The 17,458-nt window shown below is 49.9% G+C and carries 13 protein-coding genes and 2 pseudogenes; 9 read left to right on the top strand and 6 right to left on the bottom strand.

The genetic code is table 11. The annotated features are described in order from the left end of the window. The first annotated feature begins 4 nt into the window (after nucleotides 1-4). The 5 genes and pseudogenes from rpoC (at nucleotide 5) to tuf (ending at nucleotide 8,320) form a co-directional block, all read left to right on the top strand. A pseudogene (gene rpoC, locus ACGCCZ_RS00075) lies at nucleotides 5-3,548 on the top strand (DNA-directed RNA polymerase subunit beta'). 262 nt (nucleotides 3,549-3,810) lie between these two features. Then, entirely contained in the window at nucleotides 3,811-4,239 is a 429-nt protein-coding gene (rpsL, locus tag ACGCCZ_RS00070) for a 30S ribosomal protein S12 (RefSeq protein WP_054324206.1), read from the top strand. A 174-nt stretch (nucleotides 4,240-4,413) separates the two neighbouring features. Beyond that, on the top strand, nucleotides 4,414-4,884 hold the full coding sequence (gene rpsG / locus ACGCCZ_RS00065) for a 30S ribosomal protein S7 (protein ID WP_054324207.1): 471 nt from the start codon (nucleotides 4,414-4,416) through the stop codon (nucleotides 4,882-4,884). 45 nt (nucleotides 4,885-4,929) lie between these two features. Continuing rightward, a complete protein-coding gene (gene fusA / locus ACGCCZ_RS00060) occupies nucleotides 4,930-7,011 on the top strand; it encodes an elongation factor G (protein WP_411654984.1) in 2,082 nt (693 codons plus the stop codon). 105 nt (nucleotides 7,012-7,116) lie between these two features. Next, nucleotides 7,117-8,320: pseudogene (gene tuf, locus ACGCCZ_RS00055) on the top strand (elongation factor Tu). 147 nt (nucleotides 8,321-8,467) lie between these two features. On the opposite strand, the gene ACGCCZ_RS00050 reads toward tuf, so the two are convergent. Continuing rightward, nucleotides 8,468-9,376 (bottom strand): SDR family oxidoreductase, encoded by a 909-nt coding sequence (locus ACGCCZ_RS00050; protein ID WP_411654983.1) that lies wholly within the window; start codon nucleotides 9,374-9,376, stop codon nucleotides 8,468-8,470. A 258-nt stretch (nucleotides 9,377-9,634) separates the two neighbouring features. Next, entirely contained in the window at nucleotides 9,635-10,075 is a 441-nt protein-coding gene (locus ACGCCZ_RS00045) for a hypothetical protein (RefSeq protein ID WP_411654982.1), read from the bottom strand. A 163-nt stretch (nucleotides 10,076-10,238) separates the two neighbouring features. Here ACGCCZ_RS00045 and ACGCCZ_RS00040 point away from each other — a divergent pair, with 163 nt between their 5' ends. After that, complete coding sequence (locus ACGCCZ_RS00040; RefSeq protein ID WP_411654996.1) at nucleotides 10,239-10,991, top strand: nitroreductase family protein; 753 nt, start codon at nucleotides 10,239-10,241, stop codon at nucleotides 10,989-10,991. Nucleotides 10,992-11,043: 52 nt separating this feature from the next. Here the strand turns inward: ACGCCZ_RS00040 and ACGCCZ_RS00035 are convergent, their stop codons facing one another. Together ACGCCZ_RS00035 and ACGCCZ_RS00030 are read right to left on the bottom strand one after the other, a co-directional pair. Continuing rightward, entirely contained in the window at nucleotides 11,044-11,277 is a 234-nt protein-coding gene (locus ACGCCZ_RS00035) for a hypothetical protein (protein ID WP_411654981.1), read from the bottom strand. 92 nt (nucleotides 11,278-11,369) lie between these two features. Next, the gene (locus tag ACGCCZ_RS00030) at nucleotides 11,370-11,552 is read right to left on the bottom strand and encodes a hypothetical protein (RefSeq protein ID WP_054324212.1); all 183 of its coding nucleotides are present in this window, start codon (nucleotides 11,550-11,552) and stop codon (nucleotides 11,370-11,372) included. A 180-nt stretch (nucleotides 11,553-11,732) separates the two neighbouring features. On the opposite strand from ACGCCZ_RS00030, the gene ACGCCZ_RS00025 reads away from it, so the two are divergent. The 3 genes from ACGCCZ_RS00025 to ACGCCZ_RS00015 all read left to right on the top strand — a co-directional run bounded on the left by ACGCCZ_RS00025 (nucleotide 11,733) and on the right by ACGCCZ_RS00015 (nucleotide 15,804). After that, nucleotides 11,733-12,527 carry a M15 family metallopeptidase gene (locus ACGCCZ_RS00025; RefSeq protein ID WP_158088986.1) on the top strand — a complete coding sequence of 265 codons (795 nt, stop codon included), beginning with the start codon at nucleotides 11,733-11,735 and terminating at the stop codon, nucleotides 12,525-12,527. A gap of 119 nt (nucleotides 12,528-12,646) precedes the next feature. Then, complete coding sequence (gene gltX, locus ACGCCZ_RS00020; RefSeq protein WP_054324214.1) at nucleotides 12,647-14,104, top strand: glutamate--tRNA ligase; 1,458 nt, start codon at nucleotides 12,647-12,649, stop codon at nucleotides 14,102-14,104. Between the two features lie 53 nt (nucleotides 14,105-14,157). After that, nucleotides 14,158-15,804: a glutamine--tRNA ligase/YqeY domain fusion protein gene (locus tag ACGCCZ_RS00015; RefSeq protein WP_411654995.1), complete on the top strand. Its 1,647-nt coding sequence runs from the start codon at nucleotides 14,158-14,160 to the stop codon at nucleotides 15,802-15,804. 594 nt (nucleotides 15,805-16,398) lie between these two features. Here ACGCCZ_RS00015 and ACGCCZ_RS00010 read toward each other — a convergent pair. Next, complete coding sequence (locus ACGCCZ_RS00010) at nucleotides 16,399-16,641, bottom strand: hypothetical protein (protein WP_411654980.1); 243 nt, start codon at nucleotides 16,639-16,641, stop codon at nucleotides 16,399-16,401. Then, nucleotides 16,604-17,278: a biotin--[acetyl-CoA-carboxylase] ligase gene (locus ACGCCZ_RS00005; protein ID WP_411654979.1), complete on the bottom strand. Its 675-nt coding sequence runs from the start codon at nucleotides 17,276-17,278 to the stop codon at nucleotides 16,604-16,606. The genes ACGCCZ_RS00010 and ACGCCZ_RS00005 overlap by 38 nt, the downstream gene beginning before the upstream one ends. Between the last annotated feature and the right edge of the window lie 180 nt (nucleotides 17,279-17,458).

The following is a 17,458-nucleotide window of genomic DNA, read 5'->3' as shown; positions in this document are numbered from 1 at the left end:
CATAATGGAATTCAACGAATTTGAATCAATAAAAATCGGGCTGGCTTCGCCGGACAAGATCCGCGAATGGTCCTATGGCGAAGTCAAGAAGCCGGAGACGATCAACTACCGTACCCTAAAGCCGGAGCGCGACGGCCTCTTTTGCGAGCGTATCTTTGGACCGCAGAAGGACTGGGAATGCCATTGCGGCAAATATAAGCGTATCCGTTATAAGGGAAAGATCTGCGACCGCTGCGGCGTTGAAGTTACACGGGCGAAGGTTCGCCGCGAGCGCATGGGCCATATTGAGTTGGCTGCGCCCGTTTCCCATATTTGGTACTTCAAAGGAATCCCTTCCCGGATGGGGTTGATTCTGGATATATCCCCCCGCATGCTGGAAAAAGTGCTCTATTTTGCCCTGTATATTGTCACGGACCCCGGAAATGTGCGTGAGCTGCAGAAAAAGCAGCTCTTGACCGAAAAGGAATACCGTGATCTGCGCGAAAAATACGAGGACGATTTCCAGGCCAGTATGGGGCGCGGAAGCCATCAAGACCCTGTTGGAGGAAATTGATCTGGAAAAGGAGTCCGTCGAGCTCAAAGATGAGCTGGCGACGGCCTCCGGTCAGAAGCGTGTCCGTATTTTGAAGCGCCTAGAGGTTGTTGAGGCATTCCGGCTCTCGGGTAACCGTCCGGAGTGGATGATTCTCGACGTGGTGCCGGTCATCCCGCCGGACATTCGCCCGATGGTTCAGCTCGATGGCGGACGTTTTGCGACCTCTGACCTGAACGACCTCTATCGCCGTGTCATCAACCGAAACAACCGCTTGAAGCGGCTGTTGGAGCTCGGCGCGCCAGACATCATCGTCCGCAACGAGAAGCGCATGTTGCAGGAGGCGGTTGATGCATTGATTGACAATGGCCGCCGTGGCCGTCCGGTCACTGGCCCGAACAACCGTCCGTTGAAGTCCCTTTCCGATATGTTGAAAGGCAAACAGGGGCGTTTCCGCCAGAACCTGTTGGGCAAGCGTGTTGACTATTCCGGCCGTTCCGTTATTGTGGTTGGGCCGGAACTGAAAATGTATCAGTGCGGCTTGCCAAAAGAAATGGCGTTGGAATTGTTTAAGCCATTTGTAATGAAACGTTTGGTAGAGACCGGCGCCGCCGGAAACATCAAGGCGGCCAGAAAAGCGGTCGAGCGCGCGAAGCCAGAGGTCTGGGATGCTTTGGAAATCGTTATCAAGAATCATCCGGTGCTGCTCAACCGTGCGCCTACGCTGCATCGTTTGGGCATTCAGGCATTTGAACCGGTGTTGGTTGAGGGGCGCGCGTTGAAGTTGCATCCGTTGGCATGTACAGCGTACAATGCTGACTTTGACGGCGACCAGATGGCTGTACACGTCCCGTTGTCCTCCGAAGCGCAGGCGGAAGCCCGCTTCCTGATGCTGGCGGCCGGCAACCTGCTTAAGCCTTCCGACGGGCGCCCGGTTACGGTTCCAACGCAGGACATGGTTCTGGGGTCCTATTATCTCACATTGGAAAAAGACGGAGAGCTGGGTGAAGGAAAAGTTTTCCGTGATTTCGACGAAGCGATTATGGCGTACGATTCGCATATTGTTGGACTGCATGCGAAGATTAAGGTACGCAGAACTATGGAGATCGATGGCCAGAAGGTTTCCCGTTTGGTGGATACCACCGTGGGCCGTATGATTTTCAACCGTCCAATTCCGCAGGATCTCGGCTTTGTGGACCGTTCGGACCCAGAAAACCGCTTCAAGTTTGAGATTGAATTCCTGGTTGGCAAAAAACAACTTGGAAAAATCATCGATAAATGTATTAAAGTTCACGGTGTTCCAAAGACTTCGGAAGTATTGGACGCTGTGAAAGCACAGGGATATAAGTATTCCACTAAGAGCGCCATCACGGTCGCTGTCTGTGATGCGACCATTCCGCCACAAAAGAAGGAGATCATCTCTGAGGCAGAAAAGAAGATTGATCTGGTTACCGATCAGTTCAAAAACGGTTTGCTCTCCGATGGAGAACGTTACAACGCCGTTTTGAAAACTTGGGAAAAGGCCACCAACGATGTAACGGACGCTCTGCAGAAGGGGCTGGACCGCTACAACCCGATCTTTATGATGGCAGATTCCGGCGCTCGTGGTTCCATGAGCCAGATCCGTCAGTTGGCCGGCATGCGCGGTCTGATTGCAAATACCTCCGGTAAGACGATCGAGATTCCGATTCGTGCAAATTACCGTGAAGGTTTGAACATTTTGGAATACTTCATTTCTTCCCGTGGCGCCCGAAAGGGCTTGGCGGATACGGCTCTGCGTACCGCGGACTCCGGTTATCTGACCCGCCGCCTGGTCGATGTTTCGCAGGATGTGATCATCCGCGAGGAGGACTGCGGTGCAACAGACGGCCTGGAGGTCTTTGATATTAAGGAAGGCAAGGAGTCCATTGAGTCTCTGCACGAGCGTTTGATTGGACGCTATCTGGTAGAAGACTTTGTCGACCCGGAGACGGGGGCGGTGCTTGTCTCCAAGGACAAGATGATGGATGACAACGATGCAGATATCATTGTTGGGCATGGCGTACAGCGCATCAAGGTTCGCTCAATTCTGAACTGCCGTGCGCGCCATGGTGTGTGCCAGAAATGTTATGGCGCCAACCTGGCGAACGGCCAGCCGGTTACCGTCGGCGAGGCGGTGGGGATCATCGCGGCGCAGTCCATCGGTGAGCCTGGTACGCAGTTGACCATGAGAACCTTCCATACCGGCGGCGTCGCCAGCGCAGAGGATATTACGCAGGGTCTTCCCCGCGTCGAAGAGCTGTTTGAGGGCCGTAAGCCAAAGCATCTGGCCATTATCAGTGAGATTGGCGGCCGGGTAACGTTTGAAGATATTAAGAAAAATCGTCATGTGGTTGTAACCGACCAGGAGAGCGGCGAAAGCAAGTCCTATTTGATTCCCTTTGGTTCCCGTATCATCGTCAATGAGGGCGACGTAATCGATAAAGGGACGCGCATTACAGAAGGTTCGGTAAATCCGCACGATGTACTTGCGATCAGCGGTACACATGCGGTGGAGGATTATCTGATTGAAGAAGTACAGCGTGTTTACCGGATGCAGGGCGTTGACATCAACGACAAGCATATCGAGGTCATTGTGCGCCAGATGATGAAGAAGGTCAAGGTCGAAGATCCGGGCGATACGAAGCTTCTGCCCAGTTCTTTGGTTGAAAAGACCGAGTTTGAGGCAGAAAATCAAATCGTTCGGGAGCGCATTGCTGCGGGAGAACCCGATCTGCGCGAGGCAACCTGTTCGCCGACCCTGTTGGGTATTACCAAGGCCTCCTTGGCGACCGATTCGTTCCTCTCGGCTGCCTCTTTCCAGGAGACGACCCGCGTGTTGACCGATGCTGCTATCAAAGGCAAGGTGGACCCGCTGCTCGGTTTGAAGGAAAATGTCATCATCGGTAAGTTGGTCCCGGCCGGCACAGGCATGAAATGCTATAGCGGCGTTGAGATCGAACATGAAGGTGAGGACTTGACAAATCAAGCCATTTAGCGCTATAATATTCAATTGTAACGGCGGGGCGGATCAAATTCTTCCAGATTCTGCAATATGTGGGAAGGATGAATAAAATCCGCGGGAAAAGCCCGTGAAATTCGGGGAATATTCCCTGTGCCTTACGAAACTTATAAAAATTTATCCTGTTCCAGGAATTTCTTTTCTGGAACAGGATAAAATTGTGTTTAATCCCTTTTTCGCTAGGTGTTCAGCGGTTTTCCGCTTGACATATATTTTCTTTTATGTGAGGAGGTGTCGTATGCCAACATTTAACCAGTTAGTTCATACTGGCCGTGAGGTAAGCGAAAAGAAGGCAAAGGCTCCTGCACTTTTGAAGGGCTGGAACTCCAAGAAGCGCATTGCGATTGATCAGGATTCCCCGCAAAAGCGTGGTGTTTGCACGTCTGTTAAGACGGCTACCCCGAAGAAGCCGAACTCTGCTCTTCGTAAGATCGCCAGAGTAAGGCTCTCCAATGGAATCGAAGTCAGCGCTTATATCCCCGGTGTGGGCCACAACCTGCAGGAACACAGCGTCGTGATGATCCGCGGCGGCCGTGTTAAGGACCTTCCTGGTGTCCGTTACCATATTATCCGTGGTACGCTGGATGCCCAGGGCGTTGCAAAGCGTATGCAGGCTCGTTCCAAGTATGGTGCGAAGCGTCCGAAGGCTGGTAAGGCTACAAAGTAAGAGCCAAAGCTACACTCTAAATTTGACAAGATCCGAACGGCTGCATGTTTGACACAAAACACAATGCAGCGGCGTTTTATATAGATTTTCTATAGCGGACGCCTCTGTGTTGGCCAACGGGAGTTTGTCGCTTTCGAGTACCTATGATATCATTCTGTGAAGGAGGGAAGTAAAGTGCCAAGAAGAGGAAATATTGCAAAACGTGATGTTTTGCCCGATCCGCTTTACAATTCGAAGCTTGTAACTCGTCTTATCAACAATATCATGTACGACGGCAAGAAGGGCGTTGCTCAGAAAATTGTCTATGGTGCATTTGATATTATTCGTGAAAAGACCGGCAAAGAGCCGCTGGAGGTCTTTGAGCAGGCGATGGAAAACGTCATGCCGCAGCTCGAAGTTAAGGCCCGCCGTGTCGGCGGCGCTACCTACCAGGTGCCGATGGAGGTTCGTCCAGAGAGAAGACAGACCTTGGGCCTGCGCTGGATGACCAACTATTCCAGACTCAGATCTGAAAAGACCATGAAGGAAAGACTTGCCGGCGAGATCCTTGATGCTGTTAATGGTGCTGGCGGTGCTGCCAAGAAGCGTGACGATACGCACAAGATGGCAGAGGCTAACAGAGCTTTCGCACATTACAGATGGTAATCGGCGCAGGCTGTATACTATTTTCAGAACTTTAAGGAGGAAACTATGCCAAGGCAGGTATCACTCGAAATGACCCGCAATATCGGTATCATGGCGCACATCGATGCCGGTAAAACAACGACGACAGAACGTATTCTGTATTATACGGGTGTTAACCACAAGATCGGCGAGACGCACGACGGTGCTGCAACGATGGACTGGATGGCGCAGGAGCAGGAGAGAGGTATCACGATTACCTCTGCTGCTACGACCTGCTTCTGGAAAGGCCACCGCATCAACATCATTGACACTCCCGGCCACGTGGACTTCACCGTTGAGGTGGAACGTTCCCTGCGCGTACTGGACGGTTCTGTAACCGTTTTCTGCGCAAAGGGTGGCGTTGAGCCCCAGTCCGAAACGGTTTGGCGCCAGGCTGAGGAATATCATGTTCCGCGTATGGCGTATGTCAATAAGATGGACATCATGGGCGCTGACTTCTATAATGTCGTCAAGATGATGAAGGAGCGCTTGAAGTGTAATGCCGTTCCGATTCAGCTTCCGATCGGCAGCGAAGATACCTTCCGTGGGATCATCGACCTGATCGATATGAAGGCGGACGTCTACTATGACGACATGGGCAAGGATATGCGCGTCGAGGATATTCCGGAGGATATGGTTGACATTGCCGAGGAATATCACAATGCACTGCTTGAGCATGTTGCTGAGCAGGACGACGAGCTCATGGAGAAATATCTCTCCGGTGAAGAGCTCACTAGGGAAGAGATTGTTCGTACAATCCGTAAGTCCACCATTGCCAATACGATGGTTCCAGTGACTTGTGGTACTTCCTATAAGAACAAGGGCGTGCAGAAGCTCCTGGATGCGATCATCGACTATATGCCGGCTCCGACCGACATCCCTGCAATCCGTGGTGTAAACCCGGAGACAGGCGAGGAAGAGGATCGTCATGCATCCGACGATGAGCCCTTCTCTGCACTTGCATTTAAGATTGCGGCTGACCCATTTGTTGGAAAGCTGTGCTATTTCCGTGTGTACTCCGGTACATTGAGTGCGGGCGCTACAGTTTACAACTCTGTAAAGGACAGCAATGAGAGAATCGGCCGTATTTTGCAGATGCACGCAAATCACCGCCAGGATATCGACATTGTCTATGCGGGTGATATTGCCGCGGCAATCGGTGTAAAGAACACCACCACCGGCGACACCCTGTGCGATGAAAAGCATCCGGTCATTCTGGAATCCATGGAATTCCCGGAGCCGGTTATTCGCGTGGCTATCGAGCCGAAGACAAAGGCTGGCCAGGAAAAGATGGGTATTGCGCTGGCAAAGCTGGCGGAAGAGGACCCGACCTTTAAGGCATATACCGATGAGGAGACCGGCCAGACCATCATCGCCGGCATGGGCGAGCTCCACTTGGAGATCATTGTGGACAGACTTCTGCGTGAATTCAAGGTGGAAGCAAATGTCGGTAAGCCGCAGGTTGCTTACAAGGAGACCATTCGCAAGTTGGCGGATGTTGACACCAAGTACGCAAGACAGTCCGGTGGTAAAGGCCAGTACGGTCATGTTAAGATTAAAATCGAGCCAAACCCGGAGAAGGGTTATGAGTTCGTCAATGCGACGGTTGGTGGCTCGATTCCGAAGGAATATATTCCGGCGGTTGACCAAGGTATCCAGGGTGCAATGCTCTCCGGTGTCTTGGCAGGCTACAACGTTGTAGATGTAAAGGTTACACTGTATGATGGTTCTTATCACGAGGTTGACTCCTCTGAGATGGCCTTTAAGATCGCTGGTTCTATGGCGTTCAAGGAGGCAATGAAGAAGGCTGACCCGGTGATTTTGGAGCCAATCATGAAGGTTGTTGTTACCGTGCCCGAGGATTACATGGGCGACGTTATCGGCGACCTGAACGCCCGCCGCGGCATGATCCAGGGCATGGACGCTGTTTCCGGCGCTCAGCAGATCACCGCGATGGTTCCGCTGTCCGTGATGTTCGGTTATGCAACCGACATGCGTTCGAAGACACAGGGCAGAGGCCAGTATACGATGGAACCGGATCACTATGCTGAGGTTCCGAAGTTTGTTTCGGATTCCATCATCAGCGAACGCGGGAAAAAGGCTGAATAAGTTACAAAATATGCTTGATTTTTCGCCATTTCCTTGGTAAAATGATAAGCATAGTTCTGAACTTAAAAAATCTCTGATCTGTATTATAAAAGGAGGAGAATCCCAATGGCAAAAGCAAAATTCGAAAGATCCAAACCGCATATTAACATTGGCACCATCGGCCACGTTGACCATGGTAAGACCACACTGACTGCTGCGATCACGAAGGTCCTCAACCTGGAGGGCGACGCAGAGTTCGTCGATTATGCAAATATCGATAAGGCTCCTGAAGAGAGAGAGCGTGGTATCACGATCAACACCGCGCACGTGGAATATCAGACTGCAACCCGTCACTATGCACACGTTGACTGCCCCGGCCATGCTGACGATGTTAAGAACATGATCACCGGTGCTGCTCAGATGGACGGCGCTATCCTGGTTGTTTCCGCTGCTGACGGCCCGATGCCGCAGACCAGAGAGCACATCCTGCTCTCCCGTCAGGTTGGCGTGCCGTATATCGTTGTGTTCATGAACAAAGCGGATCAGGTTGACGATCCGGAGCTGCTCGATCTGGTCGAGATGGAAATCCGCGACCTGTTGAACGAGTATGAGTTCCCGGGCGATGACACCCCGATTGTCCGTGGTTCTGCTCTCCAGGCTCTGGAGTCCGAGTCTGAAGGACCCGAGTGCACCGGAGTACAAGTGCATCCATGAGCTGATGGCTGCTGTTGATAGCTACATTCCGACTCCGGAGCGTAAGTCCGACCTGCCGTTCTTGATGCCTGTTGAGGACGTCTTCACCATCACCGGCCGTGGTACTGTTGCGACTGGTAGAGTGGAGCGCGGTATGGCAAAGGTTGGCGAAGAAGTTGAGATCATCGGCTTGACCGAGGAGCGCAAGAAGACCGTTATCACAGGTCTGGAGATGTTCCGCAAGGTTCTCGACTTTGCTGAGGCTGGCGACAACGTTGGCGCTTTGCTTCGTGGTATTCAGAGAACGGAAATCGAGCGTGGACAGGTTCTCGCAAAGCCGGGCACCATTCATCCGCACACGAAGTTTCGCGGCCAGGTTTACGTCCTGACAAAGGATGAAGGTGGCCGTCATACTCCGTTCTTTAACAACTATCGTCCGCAGTTCTATTTCAGAACGACCGACGTTACCGGTGTTATCAATCTGCCGGAAGGCACCGAGATGTGCATGCCTGGCGATAACGTCGAGATGGACGTTGAATTGATTACCCCGATCGCAATCGAGGAAGGCCTCCGTTTCGCTATCCGTGAGGGCGGCCGTACGGTTGGTTCCGGTGTTGTTATCAAGATCAACGAGTAATTTTTACTTGCTTATGAAGGGTTTCATCCATTAGGATGAAACCCTTTTTCTATCTCTAAGAATTCTACAAATTTATGGACCGGAGAGTGTAGTCTATTTTTGTGTTTATGTAGGGTTATCCTATAAAGGAGTTTCGATTGTGCTGGATTAACTGTTGACAATGGTTCCCCCGTCCGGGTGAAGGATTTGTCCTGACATATAGCTGGCATCGTCGCTTGCAAGGAAGACATAACTGGTTGCGACTTCGAACGGTTGACCAGCTCGCATCATAGGAACTTGTGAGGTATAGGTCCCAAAAGTTTCCACTTCTCTTGCAGAGTAGGAAGCGGGAATCAGCGGAGTCCAAATTGGCCCGGGGGCAACGCCATTGACTCGAATGCCACGTTCTACTAAATTGAGGGAAAGAGAACGGGTTAGGGACACAATGGCACCTTTTGTAGCACTGTAGTCCAAGAGTTCCGGACTTCCTCTGTAAGCGGTGACGGACGTTGTATTGATGATGGAACTTCCCGGCTTTAAGTAGGGCAGTGCAGCCTTAATCATGTAGAAATAACTGTAGACATTGGTACGAAAGGTCAAATCAAGCTGTTCGGCTGATAAATCCAGGATGCTTTTTTGGAGGAATTGTACAGCGTGGTTGTTGACAAGAATATCGATTTTTCCAAAACAATGGATTGCCTGCCGGACGATTTCTTTGGATACGGATTCTTTTTTGAGATCGCCGGAGATAAGAAGACATTTTCGCCCGAGCTTTTCGACGTGCTCTTTGGTTTCTTGTGCATCACGATGTTCATTGAGATAGGCGATGACAATATCTGCGCCTTCCTTTGCAAAGGCATAGGCAACAGCACGCCCGATGCCACTATCGCCGCCAGTGATAATGGCAACCCGATCTTGAAGTTTTCCACTTCCTCGTGTTTCGATATTTTCAGAGATCGGGCTAGGTTCCATCAGATATTCCATACCAGGTTGGCTATACTGATGTTGCGGTGGGAAGGGGACAGGAATTTCCTTGCATTTTGTCTCGTGCTTTATGTACGGATACATGGGAATCATATTCGATACCGCCTTTCCTTTTTTTCTGCGGGCGACTGCCGAAATCTCCCGTTTTTCATATAGAATATTCTCAAAAGGGATCAATTGTTCCTGATAGACTTGGAAAGGAACGCTTATCGTTTTAAAGACGCGATTGGTTGTACGTATGCGAGTGTTTTGCATTCTTTTTGAAAAAGATGAGAAGGCAATTCATCAAAAAATCAGCTTTATCCTTGCGATAAAACCGATATAGAAAAGGGAGCCATAACAAAGCTCCGATCATGCATACGATGAAGTCCTGCATGGTGTCGGATACGCCGGTTTCTGCGACGCGCTGTGGGTCGCAAGGAAAAACAGACTAATCAGGTATTCCCCAATTTCCCACAAGCCTGCAATCGCCATGGAGACAGAAAAAGAGGTGATAGCCACCAAGGGATAGTCCTGTTTTTGAAATTCCTGCTTGTCCTTACACAGGTAGAACAATAGAACTCCCAGGAACATCCCTAAAGTTCCGGAAAGTGTGTGCATGATTTTATCATAGAGTGGAATAAAGTGATAGGCCTGCATCACCAGCCCTATGACATAGGAAAAGAATAAAAAACAGTAAGCTAAAAAATGAAATTGATAGACCGGAGAAAGGTTATATGCCCGTTCAAAGACGGTGGGCAATAGGAGCAGGAGAATCCCCAAGGCCCAATGCTGCATAATAGAGTTGTCCATTGAATAGGTAAAATCCCATGAGACAAAAGCTAAAAAGCAAATAGAAGATGACAAAATAAGTATTCAATTTGTGATACCAAATTTCTTTCTCCATGGAAACCTCCGAGTTAGGTTTTGTAAGGAAAGTATTTACAGCAAAAGGAAGGGAGCGAATGCGATGGTTATGAATTCAATTTTGCAGTGTTTATGGGATCGAAAATCCACACGGGTCTTTTTAGAAAAACCGATTCCACAGGAGGTGCAGGAGGCCATCATACAAGCGGCGATGCAGGCGCCGACAGCAGGGAATCAAATGTTGTATACCATTTTACGGATTACGGCCCCATCTTTGAAAGAACAACTGGCAGAAACCTGCGATCACCAACCATTCATTGCAAAGGCGCCGCTGGTATTGCTCTTTCTGGCTGATTTTCAGCGTTGGTACGATGCATTTGTTTTCGCGGGTTGCCACCCTCGCCTTCCGACAGAAGGGGATTTAATGCTTGCGATGGCAGATGCCTGTATTGCGGCACAGAATAGCGTGGTTGCGGCCGAAAGTTTGGGGGTAGGTTCCTGTTATATCGGCGATATATTGGAGAACGTGGAAGAACATAGATGCCTGTTAGACCTTCCCGATTACGTAATGCCTGCGGCAATGGTTGTATATGGGTATCCGACGGAACAGCAAAAACAGCGAAAGAAGCCACAGCGCTTCTCTTCTGCTTATATTGTGCAGGAGAATTGCTATCGGAAATTTTCAGCTCAAGAACATGAACATTGGTTTCGAGAACAAGCAGAACGTGAAAATCGCCTGCCATTTGACTATACATCTTATATGAACGCTTTTTGCAAACGCAAGTACTTGTCTTCATTTTCCAGGGAAATGTCTCGCTCGGTTGCAATATATCTGGAGAAATTTCGGAATATTCCAACATAAACAGAAATCCGCATGACAGTAGGACAAGCATGCGGATTTCGTATAGCATTGCTCATGAGGGGCCTTGACTCTGCTCAGGAAGCATTGTCCGGCTAGAATCACAGCGAAGCTTGTAGACCGCTTTTGTGTTTGCCAAAAGTGCAAGCTGTTCTCCGATTACATTGAAAAGATCGCTTAACAATTCCAGATCTTCGGGACGGCACTCCTGTGCAAGCTGAAAGGCAATGGCGGTTCCAGCTGCGATCAATTTTTCCCGTAACAACAGTCGTTCATACATCCCACCCAATTGTACCCGAAACGCTGGTTAATACGTTTTCGGCTTTTATTTTGCCCGCGTGTTACACACCAGTTTATGAAAAAGGATGGGATTCGGTGCGATTATCCCAAAGGGGCGTGCTCCGCTAAACGGTCTACATAAGCCTGCATCTCCTGTTTGGAATGAATCTGATGCGTATGGTTGATCACCATACGCTGCTCTTCATCGGTCAGTGCACAAAATTGCTGCATAGCTTCGGAACGCTGTGCGAGAGCCATACCAAGGCCAAGAGGCAAATCTTCCATGCTTTTCCCTCCTATCGTCAAATAATACGGATAGTTTGTGCGAAAAGAAAGAGAATCATCCGAGTGTTTCCCTGTAAAAACTTGGTGATTTCGCAAAATCGGTATGAATTCCCTGCTCCGTGTAACAATAGTTTCGGGAGAAATACCCGCAATGTTTGAAGGACAGGGATGAAAGAAGCCATGAAAAAAAGAAGATCCAAAGTGAAGATGTTTTTTCTTTCGGTCGGCGCTCTATTGGCGGCTGCAGTAACCACTGCAGCCGTAAGTACCGTTTTTATTTTTACGATGGAGCAGGCTTCTGCAAAGCCAGAAGAAGCGCCTATATCCTCTGCGGTGGAAGGAGAGCCAACCTTCTCCTCGGCAGAAAAGCCCAAAGGAGATGTTGCGCAGGCCAATGCAAAGCCAGAAAAATCGCCAGCGGAGGACGATTTGTTGGTATTGGTAAATTACAGTGAAACGATGCCGGATGACTTTCACCGCAATATAGTGAATTTATATGGCGTGGATGTAGACGAACGTATCGTAGAGCCTTTTCAAAAAATGCAGGCAGCTGCACAGGCAGATGGCGTTTCCCTATGGATTTCTTCTGGCTATCGGAGTGTGCAACGGCAGAGTGAATTATTTGACCGGGCAGTGGAGGAAAACCAGGACAACGGCATGGGGTTGCAGCAGGCAGAAGCTGTAGCGGCTCTTTCAGTGGCGCGGCCGGGCTGTAGCGAGCACAACACCGGTTTGGCGATCGACCTAAACGGCGTCCGTGAGGATTTTGACACCACGCCTGAATATGAATGGCTGGCGGAACATGCAGTTGAGTACGGTTTTATTTTACGTTACCCCGAGGATAAACAGGAGATCACAAAAATTCGTTTTGAGCCTTGGCATTATCGTTATGTGGGCCCAGAACATGCCAAAGCGATGCAGGAACGCCATTTTTGTTTGGAAGAATACGTGGAATACCTGGAAAATCAACGTTGAAATCCTGTGCATATTTGGTATAATAAAAGAATTGAGACGCCGGAGTTTGATCCGGGGCATGAGGGCGCGCGCTGGTGATTTTCCAGCGCGCTGATGGAAAAAGGAGAGGCGGGTTTAGGATGCAAAAGCAAGCCGTAAGAACAAGATTTGCGCCGAGCCCCACAGGATTCATGCATGTGGGAAATCTGCGCACGGCGCTATACGAATATCTGATTGCAAAATCTATGGACGGTCAGTTTGTATTGCGTATAGAGGATACCGACCAGGAACGCCTGGTGGAAGGTGCGGTTGATGTGATCTATCGTACCTTGGAACAAGTAGGACTCAAGCATGACGAAGGTCCGGATGTGGGTGGCGATTTTGGCCCATATGTTCAGAGCAAGCGCAAGGATTTATACAAGCCTTATGCGGAACAGCTTGTCCGAGAGGGCAAAGCCTATTATTGCTTCTGTACGAAGGAGCGTTTGGATGCCCTGCATGAAGCACAAGAGGGCGGCGGTTATGACCGTCATTGTCGTGATTTGCCACAGGAAGAGGTGGACAAACTCCTAAAAGCAGGGACCCCTTATGTAATCCGGCAAAAAATGCCAATCGAGGGATCTACGACATTCCATGATGTGGTTTACGGCGATATTACCATTGAAAATCGTGAGCTAGAGGATCAAATTCTTTTAAAGTCCGATGGGTATCCTACATACAATTTTGCCAATGTGATTGACGACCATCTGATGCACATCACGCATGTGGTGCGCGGTTGTGAATATCTCACATCGACTCCTAAGTATAATTTGCTTTATGAAGCATTTGGCTGGGAGGTGCCGACCTATGTGCATCTGCCATTAATCATGGGAAAGAATGAGGACGGAAGTGTTTCCAAGCTTTCCAAGCGGCACGGTGCGACCGGATTTGCCGATCTTTTAGCGGAGGGATATCTTCCAGAGGCAATCACAAACTATATTGCTTTGCTGGGATGGTGCCCAAAAGAAAACCGAGAGCTGTTTACATTACCGGAATTGGTGGAAAATTTCTCCATTGAGGGAATCAGCAAATCGCCGGCAGTATTTGATTATGATAAGCTGACATGGTTTAACGCGGAATATCTTCGCGCTATGCCCCAGGATACCTTTATCGAAGTGGCCATGCCATATTTTCAGCAGGTATTTGGGGATAAAAAGATGAATTGGCCCGTGTTGGCTTCTATTTTGCAGCCCCGCGTCACCAAGTTGACGGAGATCCCGGAAATCATCGGCTTCTTCCAGGAGCTGCCGGAGTATCCAGTGGATCTCTTCGTCAATAAGAAAAGTAAGACGAACTTAGAGAATTCCGTCACCATGCTCGAAGCAGCGATTGCTGAACTGGAAAGCGTTTCGGATTGGCAGCTGGAAACCATTCACGATCAATTGATCGCTTTGGCACAACGATTGGAAGTAAAGAATGGAACGCTACTTTGGCCGGTCCGAATCGCGGCGGCTGGCAAGCAGGTCACGCCCGGCGGTGCAATGGAGATTCTGGCAATATTGGGTAAGGAAGAATCCTTGCGCAGGCTGCGGGTAGGCCTGGAGAAGCTGAAGAAATAAAAAGGAGATGGCAGTATGAGTGACGAGATCAAAAAGCCGGAGGAAGCCGAGGGCTGGAGCAATTTATCCACGACTTTATTGAGGAGGATCTTGCAGAGGGAGGCCGCTATGCCGGTCAAACGGTGCATACGCGCTTTCCGCCGGAGCCAAATGGCTATTTGCACATCGGCCACGCAAAGGCCATCTATGTTGATTTTGGTACAGCAGAGAAATACAACGGCCTGTGCAATCTACGGATGGATGATACCAATCCGACCAAAGAGGACGTGGAGTATGTCGATGCAATTAAAGAAGACATTGCATGGCTCGGTTATTCTTGGGAAGACCGGTTCTACTATGCTTCGGATTATTTCCCGAAGATGTATGAGGCGGCGGTACAGCTTATTCGCAAGGGATTAGCCTATGTCTGTGAGTTGACGCCGGAGCAGATGCGTGAAAATCGCGGTGATTTGACGCATCCTGCGGTCAGCCCCTATCGCGACCGGCCGGTGGAAGAAAGTTTGGATCTGTTTGCGCGGATGAAAGCGGGCGAGTTTGAAGATGGCAAGATGACACTGCGCGCGAAGATTGATTTGGCCTCCGGCAATTTTAACATGCGTGACCCGGTGATCTATCGAATCAACCACTTGCATCATCATCGCACTGGGGACAATTGGTGCATCTACCCAATGTATGACTTTGCGCATCCGATCGAGGATGCTTTGGAAGGGATTACGCATTCCCTTTGCACGTTGGAGTTTGAGGATCATCGGCCGCTCTATGATTGGGTGATCGAGCATGTCGATCTTCCTGCAAAACCGCGTCAGATTGAATTTGCGCGCCTGGGGATTAATTATACCGTGATGAGCAAACGCAAGCTGCGCAAACTGGTCGAGGATCACTATGTATCCGGTTGGGATGATCCGCGTATGCCGACCATTTGCGGGCTGCGCCGCCGTGGGTACACACCTACGTCGATCCGCAATTTTTGCGAGCGCATCGGTGTTTCGAAAGTGAACAGTACCGTGGAATATGGCTTTTTGGAGCACTGCCTGCGGGAGGATCTGAACGAACATGCGCAGCGCGTGATGGCGGTTCTACATCCGATGAAGCTAATTCTAACAAATTATCCCGAGGGGCAGATAGAGACCTTTGAGGTGGAGAACAATCCTGGAAAGCCGGAGGACGGAACACGGACAGTTTCCTTCTCGCGCGAACTGTGGATTGAACAGGAGGACTTCATGGAAGAACCGGTGAAGGGATATTTCCGCCTGTTTCCCGGCAATGAGGTGCGGCTGAAGACCGCCTATGTGGTACGTTGTACCGGTTGTAAGAAGGATGAGAACGGCAATGTAGTCGAGGTATATGCGGAATACGACCCGCAGACGCGCGGGGGCAATACACCGGACGGCCGCAAGGTAAAGAGTACCATCCATTGGGCGGATGCACAGACATCGATCGATGCAGAAGTTCGCCTTTATGGCAATCTGTTTGCCGTACCGGACCCAGATGCCCATGAATTTCTTGAAGTGCTCAACCCGGATTCCCTCGAGGTACTAACCGGCTGTAAAGTGGAGCCTTCTCTGGCACAGGCCAAACCCGGCCAGTCCTTCCAGTTTATGCGTCAAGGGTACTTCTGCGCGGACAACCGCGACAGCACACCGCAACATCCGGTGTTCAATCGTTCTGTTTCCTTGAAGGATGGCTTCAAACGCAAATAAACGGAAACTGTACAATTGTACAGCCAAGTGGATTTTCACGGCAATTACAACTGCTATTTTCTGATAAATAAAAGACAAAAAAGACGCCTAGAATCACAGCCGGTTTGGCTGTGTTCCGGGCGTCTTTTTATTTGGCAATCAATTTAAATATCTTTTCCTATCGCATTTGGAACTAGAAAAAGTGATATAGATGAATGCAACGCTCCAAAACGCTGCCCGGTATGGCAGTTCGATCCCAAATGGATCGCTTTCTCATTTGGAGACAAAAACTTCCGTATAAAAGCTCTTTTTTCTGCTCGATACCAGTTCTGTGCAAGCATCAGTTTGGACGGATATTTTTGCGGATCATTTAGCTGGGACGGACGTCCCATTTGGGAGAGTTCCTTTGTACCAACGAAGGTTCGCAGGGGGTGAACAGTAGAAGCGTCCTCGTTGTACAGGAGTATAAGGAATGGGAATACAAGGGTTTTTTGTGGGAAACTTCGCGGGGGCATCCTTCTGGCAGAATCGATTTTTGGAGAATATGGGAATCCATTGCGATTCAACCCCTATCTGAGAAATAAAAGCTCCTACTGTTTAGATTGCTTACAAATTTTACTGGTTTGTATTCCAAGCCTCCGGAAGAACCTGTCCATAGATTCCCTGTACGACGACTTCCCCTGCGTTGATGGCTACATGGCCGCCCTCATCAAGCTCCACAATCAATTCACCCAAGGGAGAGATGTCCACAGCCGTACCCGTCTGCTTTTTGCCATCCCAGAAAAAGCCCACGCGGCGATGTAAGGAAATGCATAGGGACTTATACTCGTCGAGGACGTAAGACAGCGCATTGCCCATCTGAGCTTTTTTCGAGAAGGGGTTCCAACTCTTCCAGCACGGCTCGTAGGACAGCGGCACGTGAAAATGATTTGCCAGCTTCCATTCGAAGAGAGGTGGCTTTTTCTGCCAGTTCTCCGGGAAAAGCTTCCATATTTGCATTGATTCCAATGCCTAAGACTATATACTCTACCCGATCGATTTCTGCCGCTAGTTCTGTCAGGATACCGCAGATCTTACGGCTGCCAATCACAACATCGTTTGGCCATTTGATACAGGCTTCACAGCCCGTCACAGAACGGACCGCCCTGCATACTGCGATTCCGGCCAGCAGAGTGATATTGCTGATTTCTGTAGGGAGCAGACTGGGACGAAGCAAGATGCTGAACCAAATTCCCGTACCCTCTGGAGACTTCCATGCACGCCCTAAGCGGCCTTTACCGCCGGTTTGACGTTCTGCAATGAATACACTGCCATCCGGTGCGCCACACTGGGCCTGGCGTTTAGCTTCTTCATTGGTAGAATCTACTTCCGCAAACGCAAAGATTTTTGCGCCTAGCGTCTTTGTTTGCAACCCATATCCCACTTCTTCCGGGGTGAGTACATCCCGGAGAAGAAACCGAACGGTATCCCCGGTTGGTGGCTGAATCGATCTCATAGCCTGCGTCTCGCAGTGAGGTGATTGCCTTCCAAACAGCGGCACGTGAATATCGCTACCCACGATGAAGCGGCGCACGAAAAACGCGAAAGCGTTTCACGATAAACGCGAAAAACTCACACGAGTATGGAAGTCGTTCTGGTTAATATCGGTTCTATAACCGAACGAAGCAGGCTACAT

This window comes from Anaeromassilibacillus sp. SJQ-1 (assembly GCF_046693725.1).
Lineage (GTDB): Bacteria > Bacillota > Clostridia > Oscillospirales > Acutalibacteraceae > Anaeromassilibacillus.
Note: the sequence above shows the minus strand (reverse complement) of the source record. Positions and strands in the feature narration are given on the sequence as shown.

Excerpts from the sequence above, each read along its gene's own strand:
- rpsL (WP_054324206.1), top strand. The coding sequence starts at position 3,811 with ATGCCAACATTTAACCAGTTAGTTCATACTGGCCGTGAGGTAAGCGAA.
- fusA (WP_411654984.1), top strand. The coding sequence starts at position 4,930 with ATGCCAAGGCAGGTATCACTCGAAATGACCCGCAATATCGGTATCATG.
- ACGCCZ_RS00050 (WP_411654983.1), bottom strand. The coding sequence starts at position 9,376 with ATGATTCCCATGTATCCGTACATAAAGCACGAGACAAAATGCAAGGAA.
- ACGCCZ_RS00045 (WP_411654982.1), bottom strand. The coding sequence starts at position 10,075 with ATGGACAACTCTATTATGCAGCATTGGGCCTTGGGGATTCTCCTGCTC.
- ACGCCZ_RS00040 (WP_411654996.1), top strand. The coding sequence starts at position 10,239 with ATGAATTCAATTTTGCAGTGTTTATGGGATCGAAAATCCACACGGGTC.
- ACGCCZ_RS00030 (WP_054324212.1), bottom strand. The coding sequence starts at position 11,552 with ATGGAAGATTTGCCTCTTGGCCTTGGTATGGCTCTCGCACAGCGTTCC.
- ACGCCZ_RS00025 (WP_158088986.1), top strand. The coding sequence starts at position 11,733 with ATGAAAAAAAGAAGATCCAAAGTGAAGATGTTTTTTCTTTCGGTCGGC.
- gltX (WP_054324214.1), top strand. The coding sequence starts at position 12,647 with ATGCAAAAGCAAGCCGTAAGAACAAGATTTGCGCCGAGCCCCACAGGA.
- ACGCCZ_RS00010 (WP_411654980.1), bottom strand. The coding sequence starts at position 16,641 with ATGGGCAATGCGCTGTCTTACGTCCTCGACGAGTATAAGTCCCTATGC.
- ACGCCZ_RS00005 (WP_411654979.1), bottom strand. The coding sequence starts at position 17,278 with ATGAGATCGATTCAGCCACCAACCGGGGATACCGTTCGGTTTCTTCTC.